The 21,111-nt window shown below is 57.3% G+C and carries 15 protein-coding genes; 1 reads left to right on the plus strand and 14 read right to left on the minus strand.

The features are described from left to right. Nucleotides 1-14: 14 nt before the first annotated feature. The 10 genes from HYPMC_RS15795 to HYPMC_RS15840 form a co-directional block, all read right to left on the minus strand. Nucleotides 15-1,757, minus strand: a complete 1,743-nt coding sequence (locus HYPMC_RS15795) for a fumarate reductase/succinate dehydrogenase flavoprotein subunit (protein ID WP_013949023.1) — start codon at nt 1,755-1,757, stop codon at nt 15-17. A gap of 150 nt (nt 1,758-1,907) precedes the next feature. Continuing rightward, on the minus strand, nt 1,908-2,756 hold the full coding sequence (locus HYPMC_RS15800; protein ID WP_013949024.1) for an ABC transporter ATP-binding protein: 849 nt from the start codon (nt 2,754-2,756) through the stop codon (nt 1,908-1,910). Next, nucleotides 2,753-3,550 carry an ABC transporter permease gene (locus HYPMC_RS15805; RefSeq protein WP_013949025.1) on the minus strand — a complete coding sequence of 266 codons (798 nt, stop codon included), beginning with the start codon at nt 3,548-3,550 and terminating at the stop codon, nt 2,753-2,755. Before HYPMC_RS15805 ends, HYPMC_RS15800 begins: the two co-directional genes overlap by 4 nt. Nucleotides 3,551-3,559: 9 nt before the next feature. After that, complete coding sequence (locus HYPMC_RS15810) at nt 3,560-4,969, minus strand: ABC transporter substrate-binding protein (protein WP_013949026.1); 1,410 nt, start codon at nt 4,967-4,969, stop codon at nt 3,560-3,562. Between the two features lie 449 nt (nt 4,970-5,418). Continuing rightward, the gene (locus HYPMC_RS15815) at nt 5,419-5,865 is read right to left on the minus strand and encodes a DUF6508 domain-containing protein (RefSeq protein WP_013949028.1); all 447 of its coding nucleotides are present in this window, start codon (nt 5,863-5,865) and stop codon (nt 5,419-5,421) included. A 176-nt stretch (nt 5,866-6,041) separates the two neighbouring features. Continuing rightward, nucleotides 6,042-7,475, minus strand: a complete 1,434-nt coding sequence (locus HYPMC_RS15820; RefSeq protein ID WP_013949029.1) for a DNA modification methylase — start codon at nt 7,473-7,475, stop codon at nt 6,042-6,044. 52 nt (nt 7,476-7,527) lie between these two features. Beyond that, complete coding sequence (locus HYPMC_RS15825) at nt 7,528-9,000, minus strand: hypothetical protein (protein WP_013949030.1); 1,473 nt, start codon at nt 8,998-9,000, stop codon at nt 7,528-7,530. After that, entirely contained in the window at nt 8,993-9,463 is a 471-nt protein-coding gene (locus HYPMC_RS23360; RefSeq protein ID WP_157135457.1) for a DUF5681 domain-containing protein, read from the minus strand. The genes HYPMC_RS15825 and HYPMC_RS23360 overlap by 8 nt, the downstream gene beginning before the upstream one ends. 258 nt (nt 9,464-9,721) lie before the next feature. Beyond that, nucleotides 9,722-10,426, minus strand: coding sequence for a TetR/AcrR family transcriptional regulator (locus tag HYPMC_RS15835; RefSeq protein WP_157135458.1), 705 nt, complete (start codon nt 10,424-10,426; stop codon nt 9,722-9,724). Nucleotides 10,427-11,221: 795 nt separating this feature from the next. Next, a complete protein-coding gene (locus HYPMC_RS15840) occupies nt 11,222-12,238 on the minus strand; it encodes a hypothetical protein (RefSeq protein ID WP_013949034.1) in 1,017 nt (338 codons plus the stop codon). A 326-nt stretch (nt 12,239-12,564) separates the two neighbouring features. On the opposite strand from HYPMC_RS15840, the gene HYPMC_RS15845 reads away from it, so the two are divergent. Further along, a complete protein-coding gene (locus tag HYPMC_RS15845) occupies nt 12,565-13,482 on the plus strand; it encodes a hypothetical protein (protein ID WP_013949035.1) in 918 nt (305 codons plus the stop codon). A 103-nt stretch (nt 13,483-13,585) separates the two neighbouring features. Here HYPMC_RS15845 and HYPMC_RS15850 read toward each other — a convergent pair whose 3' ends face one another. From HYPMC_RS15850 to HYPMC_RS15865, 4 genes are all read right to left on the minus strand, one after another. Beyond that, nucleotides 13,586-15,283 carry a recombinase family protein gene (locus HYPMC_RS15850; RefSeq protein WP_013949037.1) on the minus strand — a complete coding sequence of 566 codons (1,698 nt, stop codon included), beginning with the start codon at nt 15,281-15,283 and terminating at the stop codon, nt 13,586-13,588. Continuing rightward, nucleotides 15,280-15,723, minus strand: coding sequence for a DUF2924 domain-containing protein (locus HYPMC_RS15855; RefSeq protein ID WP_013949038.1), 444 nt, complete (start codon nt 15,721-15,723; stop codon nt 15,280-15,282). The genes HYPMC_RS15850 and HYPMC_RS15855 overlap by 4 nt, the downstream gene beginning before the upstream one ends. A 1-nt stretch (nt 15,724) precedes the next feature. Then, nucleotides 15,725-16,081, minus strand: coding sequence for a DUF3489 domain-containing protein (locus HYPMC_RS15860; RefSeq protein ID WP_013949039.1), 357 nt, complete (start codon nt 16,079-16,081; stop codon nt 15,725-15,727). 265 nt (nt 16,082-16,346) lie between these two features. Continuing rightward, entirely contained in the window at nt 16,347-21,038 is a 4,692-nt protein-coding gene (locus HYPMC_RS15865; protein ID WP_013949040.1) for a hypothetical protein, read from the minus strand. Between the last annotated feature and the right edge of the window lie 73 nt (nt 21,039-21,111).

Raw genomic sequence — 21,111 nt, forward strand, 5'->3', positions numbered from 1 at the left:
CCAATTCGATCAGGCTAAGCCCGCGCCCCGACACGCTGATGATAATAGACGTCTTTCTCTTCATCCTGGATCGGGATGATGTAGGGATCGACGGCGCGTTTCTCGCAAATCATATGGCCATCGCTTTTGCCGAGCAGCGTATGACAGAACCAATCATTATCGTTCCGCTCCGGATAATCGGTGCGCAAGTGATAAAGCCCCCAGCGGCTTTCGGTCCGAAATAGCGAGGCGCATGCAGCCATGTCTGCACAATCAAGTATGGATGAGGCCTCGAGCGCCCGAAGAAGCTCGTGGGCATTTCGCGCGATCATGTTTGTTTCCAGATCCTCGCGAACTTCCGAGAAACGCGATTGCGCCAGGCGATATTTCCTCGGCACTTTTGGAGGTTGCAGATAGTCGTTCACCAAGCGGCGGGTCTTGTATTCGATCTGGTTTGGCGGGATGCCGTCATCACGGCGCGTTGGAGCTAAGACTCTATCTCGCTCGCGTGCGACGTCTTCCGGATCATAGTCCGTCCAGTCGACGTCCTTAGCATAGTCGCTGGCATGCTCGCCCGCGATCGAACCGTTGGTGAAAGCACCGAGCATGTAGCTGTGCGGCACGCTTGCCATATCGCCAGCCGCATAGAGACCAGGAACTGTCGTTCTCGCAAACTCGTCAACGAAAACGCCGGACGCGCTGTGGCCGGAGCAGAAACCGATCTCAGAGACGTGCATTTCGATCATGTCGTTGCGGTAGTCGGTTCCCCTATGGGCGTGGAACTGACCTCTAGAGGGGCGCTCCACCGTGTGAAGAATAGATTCAATTTCTGAGATCGTATTTTCGTGCAGATGGTTGAGCTTTAGGAATACGGGACCTTTGCCGGACTGCAGCTCATTGTAGAACTCGAGCATCATCTGTCCCGACCAGTAATCGCATTCGATGAAGCGTGCGCCTTCGTTGTTCACTGTATAGGCACCGAAGGGGCCGGCAACGTAGGCGCACGCCGGACCATTATAGTCCTTGATCAATGGGTTTATCTGGAAGCACTCGAGATTGGCGAGCTTGGCACCGGCGTGATAGGCCATCGCATAGCCGTCACCGGAATTAGCGGCGTTCTCGTACGTGCCGAAGAGATAACCGGACGCAGGAAGCCCCAGTCGGCCCGCCGCGCCCATGCATAGAATGACGGACTTCGCCTTGATAACGAGAAATTCAGCGGTTCTAGTGTTGACCGCGATCGCGCCTGCGACGCGCCCGTCCTTTCCCAAGAGCAGTCTCGTTGCGATGAAGCGGTTCGAAATAAGAAGCTGGACCCGGCGCAACTGCCGATAAATGGCTTTCTTCACTGTGTCGCCGTTGGGCATCGGCAAGACATACGTACCCAGGTGATGGACTTTCTTAACAGCGAAGTCGCCGTTCTCGTTTTTCTGAAAGCGGATGCCGTACTTATCGAGCTCTTCGATGATGGAGTAGCATTGCTCCGCGTACTTCAGCACCGCCTTCTGGTTGACGATGCCATCGTTCGCGATCGTAATTTCCTTCGTGTACTGCTCCGGCGTCGCATGGCCGGGAATGACGGCATTGTTCAGCCCGTCCATGCCCATACTGATGGCACCGGAACGCTTCACATTCGCCTTTTCAAGAAGAATGACCTTTGCATCGGGCCGTCTCATTTTGGCTTTGAGCGCAGCCATGGGGCCGGCGGTGCCGCCACCGATGACAAGGACGTCGCAGCTCACTTCGGTGAGTCCGTCGACGATCTTGTCTAAGCTCATGTGCAGTTCCCAACTTTTATTCGTACCGCCACATAGATAATGCGCGGTGGACGGCTTCCTGTAGAATGGGGTGTTCTAAACTCGATGAAGCGGGACGTCGTACAAAGAAATAATGCGGACGATATTCAAACGCTTCATAAGCGCATTGTCCTATCGACCTTCGCCAAAAGCGAGCCCCAATGGACTGAGCCGTTGCAGCGCCGGTGTATCATCGCGCGGCCGCAGAAGTGAAAGGCAATGCGCTTTGAGACGACCGAATTCCATCGACGCCATGATCTCGGTCGGCCGCGGACGTCCAAACGGAACTTCGATAACTTCCAGGATCCGCCCAGGGCGCGGACTCATAACGATGATGCGGTCGGCCAGGAAAAGCGCCTCATCAATATCGTGCGTCACGAAGACGATCGTTGTAGGAACACGACGCCAGATAGCGAGCAGAAGCTCCTGCATCATCAACCGTGTCAGAGCATCCAGCGCACCAAATGGCTCATCCATGAGCAAAAGTCTGGGTTTGTTTACCAGCACACGAGCGATCTCGACGCGCTGCTGCATACCTCCGGATAGTTGCTTCGGGTAGCGATCTGCGAAATCGACCAGACCAACGAGATCGAGCATCTCCATTGCCAATCTCCGTCGTTCGGCCTTCGCAACCCCTCGCATCTTGGGCCCGAAAGCGACGTTATCTCGCGCCGACTTCCAAGGAAAAAGCGTGTGGTGCTGAAAGACGATGCCGCGATCGGGATGCGGACCACGAACTTCTTCGTTATCAACCTCAAGCTGGCCCTTCGTTATTTGAATATGCCCTGCGATCGCGCCCAAAAGAGTCGACTTCCCGCATCCGGACGGCCCAAGGACGCACACGAATTCGCCGGCGTCGATGGCGAAATTCACGTCGGCGACTGCCTCAAAAGCGTCAGCGCCGCGGCCAAGCTCGATCGATACATGGTCGACGTCGACTCGGCCGCCTTGGAGGTGGGCGCTCAACTCGCGCCGACTCATCGGTTCATTTCCTCCGGCGATTGCCAAGGCGTCAGAGCGGCTCCTATCCTGCGGAGCAAATAACTGCTCGCCATTCCCAAGACGCCAATCAAGATCATACCGACAACAATGTCAGAGTAATTCTGAAGCGTATAAGATTCCCACGTGTAGTAACCGATGCCGAACTGTCCAGAGATCATCTCCGCTGTGATGAGGCAAAACCACGATGTGCCCATTCCGACGGCAAGTCCCGTGACAATACTTGGCGCGGCGCCAGGGAGGATAACTTCCCATAAGATCGCGTTTCGCGTTCCACCCAGACTGCGCGCCGACGCGACCAAGCGCGGATCCACATTTTCGACTCCATGCACCGTGTTGAGCAGGATTGGGAACAGAGCGCCGATGAATGTTATGTAGATCATCGAGAGTTCGGATGATGGAAACATGAGAACCGCAAGAGGAATCCAGGCAACTGCTGGGATAGGACGGAGAATCTCAAGCGGCGGCAGAAGGAAATCAGATGCTCGTTTCGATCTTCCGATCACAAGCCCGAGTAAGATCCCGACAACGACAGCAATTGAATATCCAGCGAACACCCTCATCAGGCTGCTTGAGAGGTGCGCAAAGACCTTCGGCGATCTCGCCAGATCAATTGCAGAGGAAAAGACCTCGGTCGGCGCGGGGACGTTGGCGAAAGTTATGAATCCAAGATCGACGTGAAATGTCGACGCCACCTGCCAGATAACGAGGCAAGCGGCAATCGAGATTGTTCGTACGATCCAGCGGCCATAACCGACTTCAGTTGAGAGTGCCAAATCCAGGACTCAGTTGCTCGCCAGAACAGCGGTTCGCGCGCCGTTATAGTCCAGCACCTTGCCGCCTTTTTCCCTCGCCCACGCTTCGGCGCCTCCCTTCAGCAGAAATGCGCTCACGCTGCCGTTGTCTTCGCGGACGAACCAGGCCTGGGCACCTAGCAACTTGATCCCGCTGTTGCGGTCTTGCGCGTAGAAGACGCGAATAGGCTTTTCTTCACTCTCAAGTTTTTTGAGAGCTTTGAAGGCATTCTCCGCGGTCGCGTAGTGGCGAACAAGCGGCTCACCCTTGACCCAAATCTCTGCCACGCGCTTGGGGTCCTTGATGTCCTCGCCTGTGAGGGCATCCTTGGCGTCCAGAGGCGTTTGCGCATAGTTCTTGAGTTGCGCATCATAGTCGAGCCCCGCCTGTTTGAACGCTTCTCTGATGTAGTGGTCGTTGATGAACGTATCGATATCGAGGCCGCGATCCGTCTTTTTCAGGAGCTTAAGCGTATCGATCGCTGTCGCAACGTCCTGTCGGAATTCAGGCTTCCAGGTCAGGTCGCGCGTCTGCAAGCCCAGCGGCCCATGAAACAAATAGTCGACTTCAGCCTCGACGCCCGTAACCTTTGCGATCAGCTCGCTGTATTTCTCAGGCTCCGCGGCGACTCGGCGATCTGCCTCAATCACGGCACGAAGGTATGCGTTGACGATCTCTGGATATTTCTTGGCGTATGCAGCGTCTACGAGCGTTCCGTGGAATGTAGCGACACCGGTTTGCGAGCCGTCATAGATCTTCCGCGCGAAACCGCGCCAGGGAAAGAGTTCTGCGAACGGCACAAAGTCCGCATGAGCATCGACTTTATTAGCCTGGAGCGCCGGACCTGCAACCTCAGGTGCCTGCGTGATAATCTTGACGTCCTTCTCGGGGTCCCAGCCTTGCGCTGCTACAGCCCGCAGCAAAACGCCATGTGCGGTCGATGCGAACGGGACGGAAATTGTCTTGCCTCTGAGTTCAGAAAACGACTGAACCGGCGAAGCAGATGGTACGACGATACCGTTGCCGCTGCCCTTAACGTTGCCCTGCAGCGGCGTTATGAAAATGCTCTTCCGGCCGGCCTTTTCATGGGCAACACCATTAAGCACGCCGGGAAATTCGGCCATAACGCCGAAATCGAGCTTTCCTGCAATCTGCTCGTTCGTAATCGGCGCACCACTTGTAAAATTCTTCCATTGAATGTCGTACGTCACATCTTTGTACTTGCCGTCATGCGGCAAGTATTTCTCCAGTAGCTTTTCCTCACGGATGATGAGGCCGCCGGTTGCGGTATTGATTGTGGTGTCTTGAGTACCGATCGCTACGCGGATCGTTTCAGATTGCGCTACGGACGCAAGGCTTACGGACGCAAGCAATCCGGCTACGAACGAAGTTAAACGCATAAAGAATCCCCCGGTTCAATCGAACATCTGCGCGATACGCTGAGCGGCTGAAAGGCTCGTTCGTCCTTCTCTCACATAGCTGCGCGACTGGGGTAAAAGTGACAGTTCCTTGCACAATACGTAAAGGTCCGATCGTGCTCTTTGTTAGACTGATTTTTTATATGGATATCCGGAGACCGATTAGTCCGCCCTTCTGCCTAAAATCTTGAGCGGCCGGTAAGGGTCGGAACGCTATCCTCATCCGTTCGGTCAGCGGCGCCGCCTTTCTCGGCCATGCATTCGCCATGAGAAGTTGAGCCTGCTGCTACGCCACAGGGTCGGCTGGGATTTCTTCTCCTCCATGTGCCTCTCCACCCGAGAATATCTCAATGCTTCGAATTCGATCATTCACCGCGATGGCGGACGGCGTACCGTATTACGTTTCTTTCCACTCAACGTGGCAAGCAACGTCACTGATTCTCAATAATGGCCGCTGCTCGACGCACGATGCCAAGGATCAGGCGTGACTTAAATGCGCCGAGTAACGCGCCTTCCGAGAAGCGATCCTGTCGGATCAAAGCAGTAATCAGATACACGAGCTGCAGTGGCTCGGCTCGCGCAAGTGTGGAGGGGTCGCTGCACATCGCTTGAGCTTCGTCCGAATAGGCCCATGATACCCAGTCAAAGCCGAGTAATACCCATCCGCGATCATAAGCAGCGCTGACAAACGCATCCGCGACGTCGCCGAGAACCGCATAGGGCAGTATGATAGATCCCGCCTCCGTCTTCTGACTGGGACTGAACTCACCCGGCCAGAAATCAGGGCTTTCCAAATCCGGAAGATAGAGGGCCATCTCCTCCATGTACCGCAGAAGTTCGGAGCGGCTCGGAACGTCCTTAAGGTTCTTATCAGCCACCGGGGTCGAGCCTTTATCAATGACTCACGGCGGCCCGATTAACTTTATGAGCGCGCCAGCTTCCGACACGAATGCGTACTTTGCGGCAGAAGTCGAGGATCGTTTTCGGTGTACGCGCCCTCGATTCCAGATGTGGTTTACGTCCCACTGAACCGACTATCGCGGACGCGCGCTGGTTACTCTGGGGATTCCGTTTCCCGCATCCGTCTTTCTGCGAGTTCATCGAAGGTCTCACCCATTTCGCGCAGAATTCCTTGCTCGCCTGTGACCTCATAGTAGCGGCGCAGGATGACGTCGACGTACCGTGGATCCAGTTCGAGGCCCCGACAGCAGCGACCGGTCTTTTCGGCCGCGATCAACGTCGAACCCGAACCAAGGAACGGGTCGAGCGCGATGTCGTCGCGGTTGGTCATGTCGAGTAAAGCATCTTCAAGCATCGCAACCGGCTTGACAGTTGGATGGTCCTGAAGGCCGCGGCGGGCGTCAGAGCCCATGCTGGACGCCCCGGGATAGGTCCAGATATTCGAGCGCCAGCGGCCGTGCTTACCGAGCTCGATATTGTTGACGTGCGGCGCGGTACCGATCTTGAATAGCGGCAGAAGCTCGTGCTGTGAGCGGTACTGGCTGCCCATACCTGCATTGCTCTTGACCCAGACGATGAGGTTGACCGGATTTAAGCCGAGCGCTGTTGCTGCTGCGTGCACGGTTGGATACCCGCGCCAGTCAATGAAGGTGCCGAACAAGGCTCCGTCGCAGAGGTGCGGCCGGGAGGCCGCCATCCAGGCGTCATTGAAGGCGTGGAACTCCCGATCCGACATCTCGCCGCTGGCCATGACGAACTCGCGGTGTGCGCCTCGCGTGACGTTGCCGGAGATTTTGACGTTGTAGGGCTCATCGGTCAGCAGAAGCCGGGCTTGGTGCCCGTGCATCAGACGTTCGAGGACGCGAGAGTCGGTGGCATCGCCACAGATGATCTCGTGACGACCGAGAATGAAGTGATCGCCGACGCGCGCGACCGGCTGAATAGTCTGCTCCGGAACCAGCAGTCCTTGTTCGATGGCGGCGATGTCATCATCGAGAAGGATCTGATCAATCTCCGGCAGCGAGAATCCGGTGATCTCGATCGGCGCGTCTTCGAGGATAAGCTCCTGGAGCTCGATCTTGAGGCTGTCGAGGTCCCAGTCTCCTTTCTCCTGCAGGCGGTTCATCGCGATGCGCAGGAGCCGACGCTCAGATGACGAAAGATGGCTGATGACGATGCAGGGCACGCGCGCCAGGCCGAGCAGCTTGGCGGCTTCGAGGCGCACGGCGCCGTCGACGAGGTTGTTCTCGTGGTCGATCAGGATCGGTACGCTGAAGCCAAGGGCCAAGACAGCGGACGCCGTTTCGCGGACGTGCGCTGAATCAAGATCGCGCACGTTGCGTGCGGGAACGATGATTTCAGCCGGCGCGCGCTCGACAAGCTGTAGCTTCGGTAATAGGTCGTTGCGAACGGCGCCGGCCTGAGCGCCGGAGGCGCTCAGGCCGGCAAGTTGCTTGCGGCGTTGACGGCTCTTGGCCTTTAGGGGATCCAGAACTCCGGAACGGGTTCGCGTTGAATGTTGACGCATAGAAAAAAGCCTTTGCGGGTTGGAGCAGAAGAAGTGGCTGGCGGTTTCGTCACTAGAGCCAATACTTGCGGTAGTGCATGCCGTAGCGGAGCGAGGTCTGCTGCGGCGGCGGGTCCGGCGGGAACCGGCGGCATCGATGTTGGCCGGCTCGCATACAGGCGTCGCGCAGTCTGATCAGGAGCTGCGAGAGGGCATCCGGCCAGTCGTCACTGGGGCCATACGGAAATGATCCTATAAGCCTCAGAAACTGACGCGCCCACTCGGCATTTGCCGGCACAAACACCCGTCCCGCCTCAATCATGGGCGAGACGATCTCCATGCGGCGGAGTTTCGGGAGACCATTGTGGGTCTCGATCGTGCCGACGTGGTGGAAGTCGCGCTCGCGCAAGAGACCCCAGATGCCTTTACCGGCGCCAATCGCCTCGATCAAAAACAGGTCAGGTTTCCAGGTCTTGTCGAGCGTCTCGATCCAGCGAAGAAGGTTCGGGTAGTCGCATTGAACCTGCTCGCCGTGAACGAGATAGACATCATCGCCGACAACGTCACAAACCAAGGCCGCACTGAAGTCGCCGCCGTTCTCGGTGAACGCCGGGTCGATGCTGATGATGCGGTAGTCATACTTCGGTAGTTCCGTGTAGGTCCGGAACCAGGCAGGGTTGATCGGGCAGCCGCCCGTCTTGACGGGAGCCTGCATGTACTGCGCCTGGAAATGCACTTCCCCCTGCGCGGTCCGTAGTTCTTCGAGGACCACATCCGAGAGCCGTTCCGGTTCGAGGAGTTCGCCCTCACGGAACCGATAGACCTCGTCGTCGTCGAGATGAAAGGTCATATCGACCGGAGCCACGGCAGGAATGTTGAGGTGGACAGTATCTTTTCGAAGCCGCAACAGATACGCCGTGAAGTCGTCGACATGAAGTCGTTGCATGACGACGATGAGGACGCCCTTGGCAGGGTTGCGCCAGCGGTTGGCAATCGCGCTCGCATAAAGCTCTTCAAGGTGCCGCCGTTCGGTTTCAGAGTGGGCAAGGCTGGCCTTCTGCGGATCATCGATAATAATGACGTCGAAGCCGTGCCCCGTGATGCCGCCCTGGACGGAGAGTGCTCTGACCTCGCCGCCCGCCGTCGTCTCAAAAAGCGTCTCGGTATCTTTGTCCTTGCGAATGCGCGTCGCCGGGGCCAGAGCCATATACCATTTGCTTCGAAGAAGCTGGCGGATCTTGCGCAGCTGCGTCGAGGCGAGTGCTTCGTCGTAGCAAATGATGGCGATCCTGAGCGACGGATCGTGCATCAGCAGCCACGCTACATACGAGATGCTGACGAGGTGCGTCTTTAAGGTTTTCGGCGGTTGATTGATGATCAGCCGCCGGCACAAGCCAAGAAAGCATTGCATTAGTTGATAAGCGATCGCCTTCTGATGCCAATTCCGGGACAGCTTGGTCTGCGGTTCCAGGATCGTCATGGCCCGTATCGCAAAGTAGAAGAGTGACTGGCGGTAGATAGCTGCGAGAGTCAGTATGTTATTCATCGTTCGATTCCTTGTATTGTCTGATGATATCTGCTCGGAAGAGATCGAGAATTTCCGCATCCGCGGCGGCACCGGTCAGATCGTCGGTGTCCGCTTTTTCGGAATTGGCCTCGGCCTTGTTGGCGAGTTGGAGAAGCTGGGCACGAGCCTTGGCGTCGCCGTTCAGCGCATCGGCGATGATCTTTTTGATCAGTGCCGTTTGCCTCGGAACGCGTTTTCGGCGCCCCCCTTCGGTCACCGCAACGCTTTGGCTGAGCTCGTCGATGACTTCGTCTCTTAATGACTTGCCGCGCCGGTTCTTGCCGCGTTTGCGCTTCGAGCCTGCGGGGTTGCCGCTCTGGCCTTTGCGAAACCGATGCGCGGCCGGAGGTTTGCGGTAGCCAACCTCGTAGAGCGGGTCGTCGTCTTCATCCCGGTGTCGATCCCGCTCGTCTCGATCGCCAGTACTCCTTCTTCGCGTCACTTCTATTGTCTCCACAATGAAGGCACAGCTTTCCCGTTCGTAGCGACGCACAACGCCGCCCCGCCTGAAACCCGGCCGGATTAACGATCTTCCGAAGGATGAGCGCGGAACGAGTTAGTTGCTCCGCGCCGTGGGATAGGTTGCGGCGCTCATCCTGAGACAAACGATGGGCATAGCGACGAAAAAAGCAACTTTTGTGGCTCAAACCACAACCAACAATTATAATTGTCAAAGTGACAATTAGTGAACTATCTATGCTTACTTCATTGCATATTTGGCTTTCAGGCCGGCGATCAGATAATCGGCGAAGCGGTGTGGCCTGACGTGCCCCGGCTTGAAGCGAACCTGGCTATTCCTGAGCTTGTTCGCAAAAATAAGCTTGTCCTTCAGGGCGCTGATCTGAGGATACTCGCCGGTCGCTGCCCCGTCGTCCTCGTTGGGGAGTTTGTTGAGCCATTTCAGAGGGGCTGCAGACTGAAAGCCTGTGTATTCGATCGCAAGCATGCTGATCAAACTGCCCATAACAAGGTCGAGCGCATCAGCCTTTTCGCCTTCTGGCACCCCCGCGAGGCTCAGGGCAAACAAGACGCGTTCGACTAGCAGAGGGTTGAGGTAGTAGTCGGCCGCGATCCCGCTGACCGCAAATCGGGCGGCCCGAGGATGTTTGTGAAAGGCATTGTAAACAGCGCGGAAGAGTCCCCGGAGATAGTCGTCCCAGCTCTCGTTGGGCTTGAAGGGACGTGCGACGTTGGCCAATAAGCTCCGAACCACCGCCGTCAAAATTTCATTGAGCCCGCCTGGGAAGCGGGCGTAGACCGCCGTTGGAAATACTTCGAGGGCGCCGGCGATCTCAGTGATGCTGAGTTCGGGCTTCTGCTTTAGGAGTGCGAGCACCTGGGCGATGATCTGGGTGTCGGTCAGTCCGGCCTTTTCTCCCGGCTTGCGCTTTGCGTGTTTCGACATCGTCAACGAACCATCCATAAATTGTTACTCTGACAATTTTTGTTGTCTTTACATCAACTATTATCGGTGCGCCAGCCTGGAAGCAATCCGGAGCAAAAGGTTGCATAAGAATGCCGCCAGCTTCCCTGCGCGACCCGAGCGAATTCCCTGCGTGAAGGACAAAGCGTTCCCTGCTCAGAAACATGTGCTGAGGTCCTTTAAGCTTTTGAGACTGCGGGATATTTGCCGAATGACGCCGGCGGATTTCGCTATCTTCGGCGCGATTTTCGCTGCTTTCGCGTAGCGCAGGGAATTTTGGCGTGGAGACGCGTTCGCTATAGACTGTCAGCACAGCCACCAACTAAGTAATTGATATGGCTGCATATTATTTTATTTCCGCAGGCGGGATATCGTCGCAAAATCCGCGGCTTGTCAACCCACATTTGGGAACCTCGCGCAGCAGGCCGCGTCTCTGGGGGACGTTTTCGGGCTTCAGGCCTTTTTTATCTCGGTCGGCATTTTTCGGCCGGTCAGACTCGCATGGTCTCGGGGCACTTTCGGGCGTGCTACCGCCTCTCAAATCCAAGGACTGCGCGCTGGAGCTGCCAGTCATGTGGCAAATCTCTGCAAAATGAGAGGAGACGTGCCGGTCTCAGCTCGGGTGGATATCGTACCGAGAGGAGCGCACGGACAATATTGGGCGCAAGATTAGGTCAGGCGCATATACGCCGACAGATATCCGATGATGAGGACAAGCGCGTCCCTGGCATCTCCGACAAGACTCAAGGCGCCGTCCGCGGGTAGGAGATCACATTTCTAGTACTTATTTTTGCGAATCGACTCAATGTCGACGTTCTTATTTTCTCCGGGTTTTCGATACTGGTGCCATCTCAAGTAGCGCCAGGCGGCGCGCCGCTGCTCGAATATTGGCAGCTTCTTCAGTTCATTACCGGTCTTCTGCTCGATGGCCTCAATTGCTGGATCAAGCTTCACTTTGTCGACGTAGCTATCGACCATGGCTTTCAGAAGCTCGCCGAACTGCTCGTTGAGGCTGATGGCGCCGATCCAGAAAAAAATCGCAAAGCCCAAAAATATGACGGTGACGACAAGCGATATGCGCAGGCTATCGTGGGCCCACAGCTCGATAAGATTGAAGTACGTTAAAACTGCAAAAATTGCATAGACGAACGTGCCGACGACACAGGCACACCAACTATACAAAGCGCCATCGCAAAGCGCTTGGCGATCGTCCAGCACTTCACGCATTTCTTTGGGAGCGGCGATGAGCAACCGCTCCCAGAAGAAAACGCCGTCGAGATCATATTTTTGCGTCGCGTAGGTTTCGTAGCCGGTGAGGATGTTCCCAAGCTCGGTCGGGTAATGCACGGCAGGGTCGCGCGCGGAAATGGAATAGCTTCCGTCCCCGAGGGGATAGCGAAAGGCGCGAACGAAATATTCCGTGGCTTCGCCCTCGTGTGCGATCGCCGCCGCCTGATCATTTTTCGCGCGCGCCTTCTCGGCCTCTTCTTCATGCTTCTTGGCGCGGGAAAGCCAGCGGGAAAGTTTGCGCTCCTCCCTCGCTATCATCAGCGAACGCAGCCAGGACGGCCAATAGCGGCGCCCCTCGGCGAGCATATAGATGCGCATATCAAAGAAGACGAAAAGACAACCAAGGCCGACCGAGGCAACAGCGAATGTCGTCTCGGACGGGACGTCGAGCGCCATCCAGCGCATGAATAGGGCGATCACCGGCCACAGAGCCAACGCCGAAATGCACCCCGGTATGGCGAGGCGCCAGAGAAAGCCGATGCCGAACGAAAAGGGAAGTTTCAAGGTTAGCGACCGGGACCACCGCCTGAACCATGCGGACCAGCTCTACGCTTACCGGCGGCTTTTTTCGCCGCCTTCTTCGCGGCCTTCTTGGCAGGAGCTTTCTTCTTGGCCATTTGACACTCCCTCGGGCTGACGGCCAGGCAAATTCGAAAAGAAAATGGAATCGATCATCAATAGGTGACGGACTTTTACCAGCATTTGGCAAAAGGGAAATGGCAGTGCTCACAAATGACTGGATCGTCGTCAGGAACCCAGCGCACGCCCAATAGGCGGACTTGAGCGAATCTTCTAGGAAAGTGCTTCTCGCCCTTCTCTGCGAGGCTCGCATGCCTGTCGCGAAGACTTTTGAAAAGGTGCGCCATCACTGGTGGCCCGCAGCTCTGTCATGCTTTTGGGCTGATCGGAATGGCGAGGTCTCGCAACTAACTCCCGACGGCAGCAAGCATTCTTCTCTGCCAAAAGGGTTCGGGTTCGATAAGCACAGTCACAATCTGCGCTTCGGCGGAGCCTGGAATTCCTCATTCGAGGACGATTTCTCAGGGGCCGATGAGGCCATGGGCGGGATCGTCGATTGGCTCAATACGCTTGAGGGCAAGCGCGAGAAAAGACCTTTACCGCTCAGCGAGCGTCTCTTCGGCCAACCCATGACGGCGGATCAGCGCGCGACGTTGTCGGAATGCGTCGCGTCGCTGGTGGTGCGAAGCCCGTTGATGCGTCATCGCTTGGATTGCAAGCTGAAGGGTGACCGGGAGCGTCTCCCCAATCCTTTTCCCGATAAGAAAGAGACGGCGTCCGATTATCAGACCACCCTGGCCTACAATCTGCGTCCGCTCTTGCGCGATTTCGGCCACCGCATGCGCGTCACGGGAAAGTTCTGCCTGCTGATGAGCGAGGACCGCGAACTGATATTTGGCGATGGGTTTTATAATAACTTTCCGACCTCCGCCTACTTGGCGGTCTCGCTGAAATGCATCGTGCCGCTAACACCGACGCTGGCGATGCTCTATACGAACCCTCGAGAATATGTGTCGGTGCCGGACCTCATGACGATGGTGCTGCGCCGTGACGAAGTCGACTTCCTCAACCTCCTGGTCCAGGTTTATTCCTGCGAAAGGCTCTTCTATCGTTGCGACAGGCCGGAGATCGATCGTGAGTATAGTGCCCGTCACCATATGCAGCTCAACGACCACCAACATCCTTGGCTGGAGGGCCTCTTCGAAGCCGTCGCTGAAAATGCGGGTTGAAGGCGTTTCTCTGGGAGAGGTTCTCGCGCTTCAGGTCCCTTTTATCTCTGTCGGCATTTTTCGGCCGGTCGGCCTCGCATCGCTTGAGGCACTCCGGGGCTTGCTACTGCGTCTCAAATCCGAGAGCGGCGCGCTGAAGCTGCCAGTCGTGGGGGAGATCTTTGCAAAGAGAGAGAAGGCGGGTCGGTGCCAGCTCGGGCGGATATCGTCCTGACATGAACACGCGCACTATATCCGGCGCGAGATACGTCAGACGCAGGTGTGCCGAAAGATAGTCCCGTTTGATGCCAAGCCGCTGGGCCATCGCGTCAATGGTGGCGTCCCGCCCCGTCATTAGCGCCTCGCGGGTTGCATGCGCGTCGCGCAGCAAAGCAAGCAGCTGCCCGTTGGGCTTTTCGGCGACGACGCCGCCGACCACCAAGCGGATACCCTTCCCTGCACGGTGCAGCCTCGCACCGATGTGCAGTTCGAATGTTTCGGGCCCCGTGATCGTTGGCAGACTGAAAGTGTCACCCAGAAGGGCAGATGCAATCTCATCTCTCTTCAGTGACACGATGATCTTTTCATCGTGGACCTCGACAGTCCCAATCAAGGATCGGACGAGCTCCCGAACCCTGATCGGCGGCAGTGTCGCCCACTCTTCGGTGAGTTGCATCGCCTTCGCAAACACCGACCGAAGACTCGAGGCATCAAGCTCGAAGCATGACAAGGCTTCTCCAACACCGGGCTCCGAGGCAAAGAATGCACGAAGGCGATCAAGGACCAAAGCCTCAACGTCGCCCGCCGGAATGCGCCAGCCCTTGATGTGATCCGAACGCCCGCCCGTAATCAGTGCTGTTGAGACATAGTATCGATAGCGGCGCCCCTTCTTGACGGCATGCGTCGGTGTCATGCGCCCACCGCTGCCGTCCGCGATCAGCCCGGCCAACAGGCTCGGCTCCTCCGCAGTCGCGCCGAGCGCCCGGGCTTGCCGGTTACCAGACAGCTTCTCTTGGACGACTTCCCAGAGCTGAGCGTCGATGATCGCCTCGTGCTGTCCGGGATAGATGTTGCCCTGGTGTGCGATCTCGCCGCGATAGAGATGGTTCTGCAGAAGCGTATAGAGAGCACCCCGTGAGAATCGGTTTCCACCCGCCAAAACACCACCGGCACCTTCGCGGCGCTTGCTGACGACACCAAGCCAATCAAGTTCGTGTCCGAGCGCCCTGACCGATCCGAGCTCCGCATAACGCCGGAAGATCATGCGGACGGTTTCGGCTTCAACCTCGTTCGCGATCAGCTTGCGATCCTTGACGTCGTATCCCAGCGGAACATTGCCGCCCATCCACATGCCCTTGGCCTTGGATGCCGCAATCTTGTCGCGAATGCGCTCGCCGGCGATCTCACGCTCGAACTGCGCGAATGACAGAAGCATATTGAGCGTGAGCCGGCCCATGGACGTCGTGGTGTTGAACTGCTGCGTCACCGAGACGAACGAGGCGCCGTGCGCGTCGAACACATCGACGATCTTGGCAAAATCAGCGAGTGACCGCGTCAGCCGGTCGACCTTGTAGACAACGACGATCTGGACCTTCCCGGCTTGGATGTCGCTCAGCAGCCGTCGGAGTGCCGGCCGGTCCATCGTGCCGCCTGAAAGGCCTCCATCGTCGTAGAGATCGGGAAGGCATGCCCAGCCAGCATGCTTCTGGCTCAGGATGAATGCAGCGCACGCCTCTCGCTGTGCGTCGAGCGAGTTGAACTCCTTTTCAAGGCCCTCATCGGAGGACTTGCGGGTGTAGATGGCGCAGCTCAGGCGTTTCATTTGGAGCGCCCGTCCAGACCGAAGAAGCGCGGGCCGGACCAGTGCGCGCCGGTGATTTCCCGTGCGATGACCGAGAGCGACCTGTAGCGCTTGCCACGCCACTCGACGCCATCGGCATGGACAAGAACGGTATGTGTCTGCCCATTCCACTCGCGAACAAGCCGGGTGCCCAGCTTTACGACGGCCGGGGCTGCCTTGCGGGCAGCGCCATGGGGTGCCTCCGGCGTCGCGCCACTTAACCTGCGAAGGACAGATTTGGAGAGGCCGCCGAACGCCCTCTCCTGAATTTTGTAGGTGATGCCGCGAAGCAGGAGATCGCGGGACAGACTCTTCGGCGGCTGCATTCCATGCAGCCGCCGCCATTCGCTACGCAGTTCGAAGTTGGTGAGGCCTTCGAGCCGCGACAGCTCGGCCCCGATGCCGAGTGAGGTGTTCTTCACGTCAGCGACCGCGTTTCGTTTCGATGCGATAGCGGCGAAGCTCGCCCTCAAGCTTCTTCGACGTCAGCGTGAAGCCGAGCTTCCTTTTAACCGTACCGGCGAGGAAGCCACGGACGCTGTGTTGCTGCCAATCCGTCGCTTCCATCATTTCCGGAATAGTCGCGCCTTCGCGTCGCGTAAGAAGCGTAAGTACGCGATCATGCTTTGTGACGCGCTCCGTGAGCGAGCCGTCGCCGACAGTGGCTTTACTTGCGGTCGGTGCTTCTGATGGCTGCTTGGCTGCCAGCCTTGTTTTTGCGGCTTTGTTCCGCGATCCGCGTTTTGTCAGAGTGGATGCGATGGTTTCAACTGACGTCATGTTTGGCTCCTGGATTTAAGGACGCGCCCCAATCGGCGCTTCCACCACCCAAAGCCCCGCGTTCCGCGAGGCGAGCCCTCAAAAACTCGGCGACCGTTAACATCGGCGCTAGTCACACCCACCAATGCGTCCTTTGCGGCAGAAGTCGAGGCCTGTTGTCGCTGCAAATGCGCGAATTCGGACCTCAGTTATGTCGGCTCTGAACAATCCGCTCTTGGCTGCGCATCCGGTCCATTCTCCATGCCTCCGAAGTGGAGTATCGAGTCTACGCTTGGACTTCGGTCGTCGCCAACTTCGCGGCGGAAGCACGCGCAAAAGTGCGTTTGGCATTTACCTGCTCAGCCAGCTCCTGGTCGAGAGAGACCTCAAGCGCCACTTGCTCAACATTGGCATCCGTATAGGTCACCCAGTGAACAACGGCTAGATTGATGAGCGAGAGCTGCTCACGGCTTGCCTGCGTCGGCATCAACATAAACTTGGATGCGTTGTAGTTGTTGTTATCGTCGAGCAAGTTCTCGACTGTCCGCTCAATCTCTTTGGCTCGGACCTCCACGTCCTTTGCATCTTTCGCGGGCATGCGCCCCTCCCGTAGGGCACGTGCTTCCGTCAGCAGAGTGTTCGCATGGGCGCGGATGCGCTCATCAAGCGTAAACACGATCCTGACTTTGTCGTTCTCTCCGGCCATTGTAATGAGCGCGCGAACATCCTCCAGGATTCTCTTGTCCATCGTCTTCTTAAGAGCATCCTGTAACGCTCCTCCACCCATAAAACGGATCGCTGCTTGCCCAACACCTAGCGGCACATACATTTCGCGCGAAATCTGCGTGCCCTTCTCTAACAGGCCATCCACTCCCCGCGCCTCGGCGCGCCTCAGTTTGATATAGAGAGAGGTTTTAGCACCAAAGGCGATCACGTCCGTGCCTGGGGCTTCTGGCTCGGATATGTCTTGCCGTGCACTCTCGTTTAAATTCGCCCCATACTTTCCATTCAACAATGAGGCCGTCGCCGAAAGGCCTATCGCAAAATCTTTTTCGCGCTTGATGAGTATCCCGTTCGTATTTGCGAGATTGGCTGTGTAATTGCTGCCGCCTGCCGTGACCTCTGCAGACATGCGCACGCGCGCATGTACATATCGATCATACTCGCCGTCGACATGCTCGTGCCATTCGGTGTCTGACTGAAACGGGTCGAACGAGACGCGGCCGATGATGTTTGTGTCGAACCGGCCGCTGCTCTCGACGATCGGGGTGATCTCTTGCACTTGCGCCAGGTCCGTCGGCTCGATTGCTTTTTCGGTGAGTATCGTTTCCATGACCGCCTTGAGATCCTCCAGCCCGGCTTCATCACCGGGGAAGCGGAGGGATACGCCGCTCAAACTCCAGCCCGATGCCGTGAACCCCGCCCTCACCATGAGGGTCAAGCCGACCTTGCCAAGCATCAAGGGCTCCACACGCGCCCTCGCTCCGAACCCACCTTTAAAGCCGTTTCGAACAAGCACCTCGTATCCGTTGGGGGCGCGGGAGATCTTGAGCATGGACATAGCTCCTCCAGTGACGCGAACATCGCCGGTGATGCCCCCGCTGATTGGAAGTACGGGCGACCTCACTTCCACTGCATGGTTGGCTGTGAGTTCCACGCTTCCACCGACGGACAAGTGATCTAGATAATTTAGTAGCTTTACTTTCGTCTCTGTCTTCAAGCCGCCGCGCCGGTCCTTCCCCTGAAGCGCCTCGCCTTCAGTCTCCGCATTTCTCTTGATTGCGGCCTCGTAAGCGGGGGTTTTGGACGTGCTCTCGACCCAGAGGTTGAGTTCGTCCGGTCCGAAACTTTCAGACAGGATCGCGTTGATCTCCGGCCGAAACCGATTCACATCCACCCCAACATCGGCGAGCCATTGATTTATCTGCGCCGCGTGATCCGCCGGACAGAAGGTCGCGATGGTAGCGCCTTCCTTCGCGTTAACCTCCGCAAATCTCGTCAGGATCGCCAGTCGGATCGTGTCGCGCAGCGCGATGCCGCCCTCCGTCAGCAAGTCCGTGCGATCGGCCGCAATTTCGTCCATTCCCAGCAGGATGCCGTTCGCCTCCAGTTCCAACGCCCTGCGCCGTTCAAGTGCGACCTCACGGATGAAACAGATCGATCTTGCGACTTGTTCGACCTGTTGATCCTTGACAAGCGCAATAAAGGCAGCCTCGTCGAGCATGGGCCTGCCAATCTGCAGCCGAGGCAGCGACATTTCATTCCGATCGAAACCACGAAGCTGCTTGCGTATTTCTTGTAGCCGCGCCCGTTTCTTGGGAGGCAGATCCTCGAAACGGGTCGCCTCGCCAAGTAGCCCCTGTGCTTCAATGATCAGCTTGGATGGCGTCAAGCCGGCGGGGTGAGCGAGATCGAGCTGCTTCTTCTTGTTGAGATTGAAGGCTTTCAAAACCTCCTCGTTGTGTATCTGGTCAGCTTGAAGGCGGTTCTGCCGGGCCGCGATGTCCACCATCCTTCGTTCGAACTCGGCGTAGCGCTGCAGGGAGGCATCCAGCGGTCCTGCCGGCTGATCGGCGCCGGGAAGCAAGCCGACAAGCTTTTCATGGAGAGCCGCAATCATCGTCTCACCTTCGAGCTTCTCCGTAGTTCCGGTAAGGTTTTGCGCAAGAATATCGCCAAACTTTTTCGCCCGATATTCGTTGGTTCCGGACTTCTCGAACGATCCCGTCAGCGCCTGATCGGTATGATACTCGCGCCCCCCAATACGATCGAAATGCTTGTTGATGCTGCTGACCACTTCGGCTGCCTGGGCCGCGCTGCTTACGCCCTGCCTGGCCAATTGAATAATTGTACTCAGCGCCGTGCTAGATTCGGCATCTGTCAGCCCGAGCTTCTTCAATTCTTCTTTGCTCAGCCCACCAGTTTGCACAGCATCGAGATAAGATCGGCTTTTCTCGACGGCGGCATCCTGTTCTGTAAGCTTTTCTTCAGCTCTCTTTAAGTTCTGCGTCGCCCAATGCAATTCGGGGGAGCCTTTATCGTCACGCGGACCGTTCGCAGATCCGCTACCTTGATTGCGGTATCTATCAAGCTGCCCCCTGGCGAAATCGATCTCCAGCTGGGTATCACCCAATGCAATCTGGAGGTCGTCCCGTCGACTATTCCAGTATGCTGTGGCGCGCTTTGCGGCTTCAGACCGGCCACCAGGAAGGGCACCTTGGTTTTGCTGGAGGGGCAGATGCTCTGGTTCGGACGCTTCACGCTGCCTCAGTTCCTGAGACGCTTTGGAAGCTTCCCGGTACCTTTCGGCGGCCAACTCTCCTTCCCCCAGCAAGGAGTCGCGCCGACGGACCAACGCGCGTACGTCATCGCGAAGACCTTTCAATACTGGCTCAGGGCGCTCCATGTCCTTGATCTGACTCTCTAGTGCTTGGATTCTGCCTTCTAGTTGAGTCATGTGATATTCTTCGCCAAGTCGGGACAGCTCCTTTAGCGTGGCTTTGCCATTCGCAAGGCTATGTTGGAGTTCGCCCAGCGCCTTTGCACGCGGCACTTCGACTTCATCAAGGCGAAGTCGCGCTTCGGTCAGCAGCCGATCGACCGCCGTGAGTAACCGGCGGCTTTCCTGACTTTCGCACGCATTGCGCTCTAACGATATCAGCGCGGCAATGATGACGCCGACTTCCTCCGCCTTGTTCCCTAGCTTTCTGCGCAGGGCAACGACAAGACCTGCATCGACCCGCACGCCGCCAAGTCCATTCATGGTGAAAGGGATGTTTGCCCGTTGCAGAGCCACGCGAAGCTGCTGTCGAGCGCGCGCGAACTCGGCATCCTGTTGAACAATCGTTTGAGCCGTCGTTGCTATCGACGCGCGATCCGCATCGCTCAACGCGGATACTGGCAGCTGCTTCTCGATTGTGCACGCGGCGGTTAAGACCCGCTCGATGGCTTGCTTGCGCACAGCCATGAGCACCCCGTCGAGCTGCGTCGAGAGCCCCATGAGACTATTAAGGGCGACGCCATCATTTGGCGGCCGTACCGCATCAAGGATCGTTTCGGTAATAGCGGTCATCCCGGCTATTCCCGCAGCGCGCTGAGACCCGATAGGGGAATTCAGGAATTCCCCATTCCGCCCCATCCGTCCCATGATCTCAATCATGAGAAGCGTATCCTGTCCGCCGCCACCTGCCTGATTCAGAAGATCGTCCAAATCCCGAAGCGCCCTGCCTAGCCCGTCCATCTCGTTTGCCGTGGGAGCCCGGTCAGTATTCTTCAGATCTAGCACCAATCCGGGATAGCTGATGTGGAGCGCCCTAAGCAGCAGCTGCTGCCGGGCACCTGCCAGCTCCTCCACCAGTGCGGAACCACCGTGTTCTTGCTTCGCCGCCCGTTCCGTTTCTGCTTCCATCATACGAAGTTCGGCGATGCCGTCACGAACCGCCTTCGTTACCTCCGCGCGGCGAAATACAGAATGCCGCATCGCGTCGTTGCTTTTTCTCCCAGGCGCTGGCGCCGCTCGTTCCTCATTGGACCATACAGCAAAATCCCCGCCAACTTTCTGCAGGATCGCATCCTTGCGTTCCCGTTGCGTCGCAGTCTGAGCAGATTGTTGAGCCATCTGCTCAGACTGCGACGAGCGTATTGGCGCCTCTTGCTGGTCAATCTGCGCAGCCACGTCCGCGGCCTGCAGCTCACCTTCAGGCTGTTGCGAGCCTTGGGGCGACGTCACACGCTGAAAACGACTAAGGCTGAAGATGCCAGAATGGGCGCTGCGTATGTAGCGGATATCTGGTCCGCCCGTAAGGACCTGACTGCCAGGCTTCGTTGACCGAAAGGCATCCTTCAGGCGTTTGACCGTATCGCTTCCTTCCGATGTAAACTGCAGACCAAACTTAGATGATGGCGATACCGTTCGATGGCTCGAGATAAACGGCAGAAATATGGGAGAAACGAACCCGCCGGAAAAAGACGATTTCATAGTGTGGCCTCAATATTTTCCACGTATCCCCTGCAGCGCCAGCGTCGTTATGCAATGAGTATTCGCCTAGTTC

The sequence above is a fragment of the Hyphomicrobium sp. MC1 genome, from assembly GCF_000253295.1.
GTDB lineage: Bacteria > Pseudomonadota > Alphaproteobacteria > Rhizobiales > Hyphomicrobiaceae > Hyphomicrobium_B.